The sequence below is a fragment of the Arthrobacter sp. Y3223164 genome (assembly GCF_059091005.1).
Genome location: NZ_JBNHGF010000371.1, coordinates 1 through 2,661, shown reverse-complemented (window position 1 = coordinate 2,661; position 2,661 = coordinate 1). Strand labels below are relative to the sequence as shown.

Below are 2,661 nucleotides of genomic sequence, written 5' to 3'. Positions count from 1 at the left end.
TGATGCCGACGGCGAGGCCCACGACGGCCAGCAGGGCGGTCAGGCCGTGGAAGGCGGCGGCGACGTGGACCTCGTCATAGCGTCCCCGCCGCCGCTTCGTTGCCGCACTCGACGCACTCATGACCCGATCCTAGCCCGCGGGACGGCGTCAAGACAGGAGCGGACCGGCCACCCGAAGGTGACCGGTCCGCCGCCGATTCGTCGAATCAGATATTGAAGCCGAGGGCGCGCATCTGGTCGCGGCCGTCGTCGGTGATCCGCTCCGGACCCCACGGCGGCATCCATACCCAGTTGAGGCGCCACTCGTCCACCACGCCGTCCAGCGCCTGGCCGGTCTGCTCCTCGAGGACGTCGGTGAGCGGGCAGGCGGCGGTGGTCAGCGTCATGTCGATGAGCAGGGCACCGTCGTCGGCGTACTTCAGCCCGTACAGCAGGCCGAGGTCCACGATGTTGACGCCCAGCTCAGGGTCGATGACGTCCTTGAGCGCTTCCTCGACGTCCTCCAGGGACGTCTGCGGGGCATTGGCTTCTGTCATGATCAGGCCTTCGCTGCTGTCAGGTAGCGGTCGTAGCCCTCTTCTTCGAGACGGTCGGCCAGTTCGGGGCCGCCCTCTTCAGCGATGTGGCCATCCACGAAGACGTGCACGAAGTCGGGCTTGATGTAGCGCAGGATACGCGTGTAGTGGGTGATGAGCAGGGTGCCCATCGCGCCGCCGGCATGCACGCGGTTGTGGCCTTCGGAGACCACCTTGAGCGCATCCACGTCCAGGCCGGAGTCGGTTTCGTCCATGATGGCGAACTTGGGCTTGAACAGTTCGAGCTGGAGGATCTCCACGCGCTTCTTCTCGCCGCCGGAGAAGCCCTCGTTCACGTTGCGCTGGGCGAAGTCTGCGTCGATGCGCAGCTGGCTCATCGCTTCCTTGACGTCCTTGGTCCAGGTACGCAGCTTCGGGGCCTCGCCGTCGAGGGCGGTCTTGGCGGTCCGCAGGAAGTTGGTCATGGTCACGCCGGGCACCTCGACCGGGTACTGCATGGCCAGGAAAAGGCCGGCGCGGGCGCGCTCGTCAACGCTCATGGCCAGCACATCTTCGCCGTCCATGGTGATGGAGCCGGAGTCGACGTTGTAGCGCGGGTGTCCGGCGATGGTGGCCGCCAGGGTGGACTTGCCGGAACCGTTCGGGCCCATGATGGCGTGGATCTCGCCGGTGTTGATCGTCAGGGACACGCCCTTGAGGATCTGCTTGCTGCCCTGCTCGGTGTCGATGCTGACGTGCAGGTCCTTGATTTCAAGAGTAGACATCTGTCTGCTTTCTCCTTTGCGCCCGGTGCGGGCGGGCGCCGTTCACGTGATGGAAGTTCTTAGTTGAGGTCCGGGGCAGGCGCCCCGTTGAGGACGTTCGTGACGTCCACGTAGACACTGTCGCCATCGAGCGCCAGCGCGAACACCGGGACGGGTTCGAACGCCGGCAGGCTCAGCGGCTCGCCGGTGCGCAAATCGAACTGGGAACCGTGGCCCCAGCATTCGATCGCGCAGCCTTCGACGTCGCCTTCGGAGAGGGAGACGTCCGCGTGCGAACAGGTGTCCCCGATGGCGTGGAGTTCGCCCTCGGAGTCCCTGACGATGGCTACCGGGTAGTCATCGATCAGGATGCGCACTGCCTGGTTGACCTGTATGTCGGAGGCCTGGCACACCAGTTCGCCGCGCGGCGTCCCGCTCATCAGAGGTTGCCCGCCTCGAGTTCCCGCTCGAGCGCCGCATTGAGGCGCTCTTCGAGGGCGGGCACCCGGATCTGCTGAATGACCTCGTTGAGGAACCCGCGGACCACCAGGCGGCGGGCGACGTCCTGCGGGATGCCGCGCGCCATTAGGTAGAACAGGTGCTCGTCGTCGAAGCGGCCGGTGGTGCTGGCGTGGCCGGCACCTTCGATCAGGCCGGTCTCGATTTCGAGGTTCGGCACCGAGTCGGCGCGCGCGCCGTCGGTCAGCACCAGGTTCCGGTTTGCCTCGTAGCTGTCGGTGCCCTCGGCTTCCTTGCGGATCAGCACGTCGCCCACCCAGACGGTGTGCGCGTTCTTGCCCTGCAGGGCGCCCTTGTACAGCACCCGCGACTTGCAGTTCGGCACCGCGTGGTCCACGAACAGGCGGTGCTCAAGGTGCTGTCCGGCGTCGGCGAAGTAGAGGCCGTACATTTCCACATCGCCGCCGGTGGCGGTGAACCGGGTGGACGGCGTGACGCGGACCAGGTCGCCGCCCAGGCTGACGGTCACGTGCTTGAACTTCGCGTCGCGGCCCACGCGGGCCTGCTGCGAGGAGGCGTGAACGGCGTCGTCGGCCCATTCCTGCACCGAGACGACGGTGAGGTCGGCGCCGTCCTGCACGTCGATCTCCACGTTCTGCGAGACCGTGGCGCTGCCCTTGTGATCCAGCACGACGACGGCCTTGGAGAACTTTTCGGCCACGATGACCAGGTGCTGCGCGGACAGCTCGGTGCTGTTGCCTTCCACCACCACGGCGACGCCGGAGTCCAGCTGGGCCTCGGCCGGGATGGTCACCACTGTCGCTTCGCGGAAGGCCTCCCAGGCGGCGGCGGAGACGCGGTCCTCGGGGATGCCGGCGACGCCGATGCGGGCATCGGCACGGCCCACGGTCTCGACCAGGACG

General features: G+C 67.0%; 4 protein-coding genes. All 4 read right to left on the bottom strand.

Annotated features, from left to right (window positions below):
* Positions 1-206: 206 nt before the first annotated feature.
* A complete protein-coding gene (locus AC5RUJ_RS14215; protein WP_493999657.1) occupies positions 207-536 on the bottom strand; it encodes a metal-sulfur cluster assembly factor in 330 nt (109 codons plus the stop codon).
* A 2-nt stretch (positions 537-538) separates the two neighbouring features.
* Positions 539-1,300, bottom strand: coding sequence for a Fe-S cluster assembly ATPase SufC (gene sufC / locus AC5RUJ_RS14210; RefSeq protein ID WP_493999656.1), 762 nt, complete (start codon positions 1,298-1,300; stop codon positions 539-541).
* Positions 1,301-1,359: 59 nt separating this feature from the next.
* On the bottom strand, positions 1,360-1,719 hold the full coding sequence (locus AC5RUJ_RS14205; protein ID WP_493999655.1) for a non-heme iron oxygenase ferredoxin subunit: 360 nt from the start codon (positions 1,717-1,719) through the stop codon (positions 1,360-1,362).
* The coding region (sufD, locus tag AC5RUJ_RS14200) for a Fe-S cluster assembly protein SufD (protein WP_494156045.1) at positions 1,719-2,661 on the bottom strand (943 nt) is incomplete at its 5' end. The genes AC5RUJ_RS14205 and sufD, both read right to left, overlap by 1 nt.

Excerpts from the sequence above, each read along its gene's own strand:
- AC5RUJ_RS14215 (WP_493999657.1), bottom strand. The coding sequence starts at position 536 with ATGACAGAAGCCAATGCCCCGCAGACGTCCCTGGAGGACGTCGAGGAA.
- sufC (WP_493999656.1), bottom strand. The coding sequence starts at position 1,300 with ATGTCTACTCTTGAAATCAAGGACCTGCACGTCAGCATCGACACCGAG.
- AC5RUJ_RS14205 (WP_493999655.1), bottom strand. The coding sequence starts at position 1,719 with ATGAGCGGGACGCCGCGCGGCGAACTGGTGTGCCAGGCCTCCGACATA.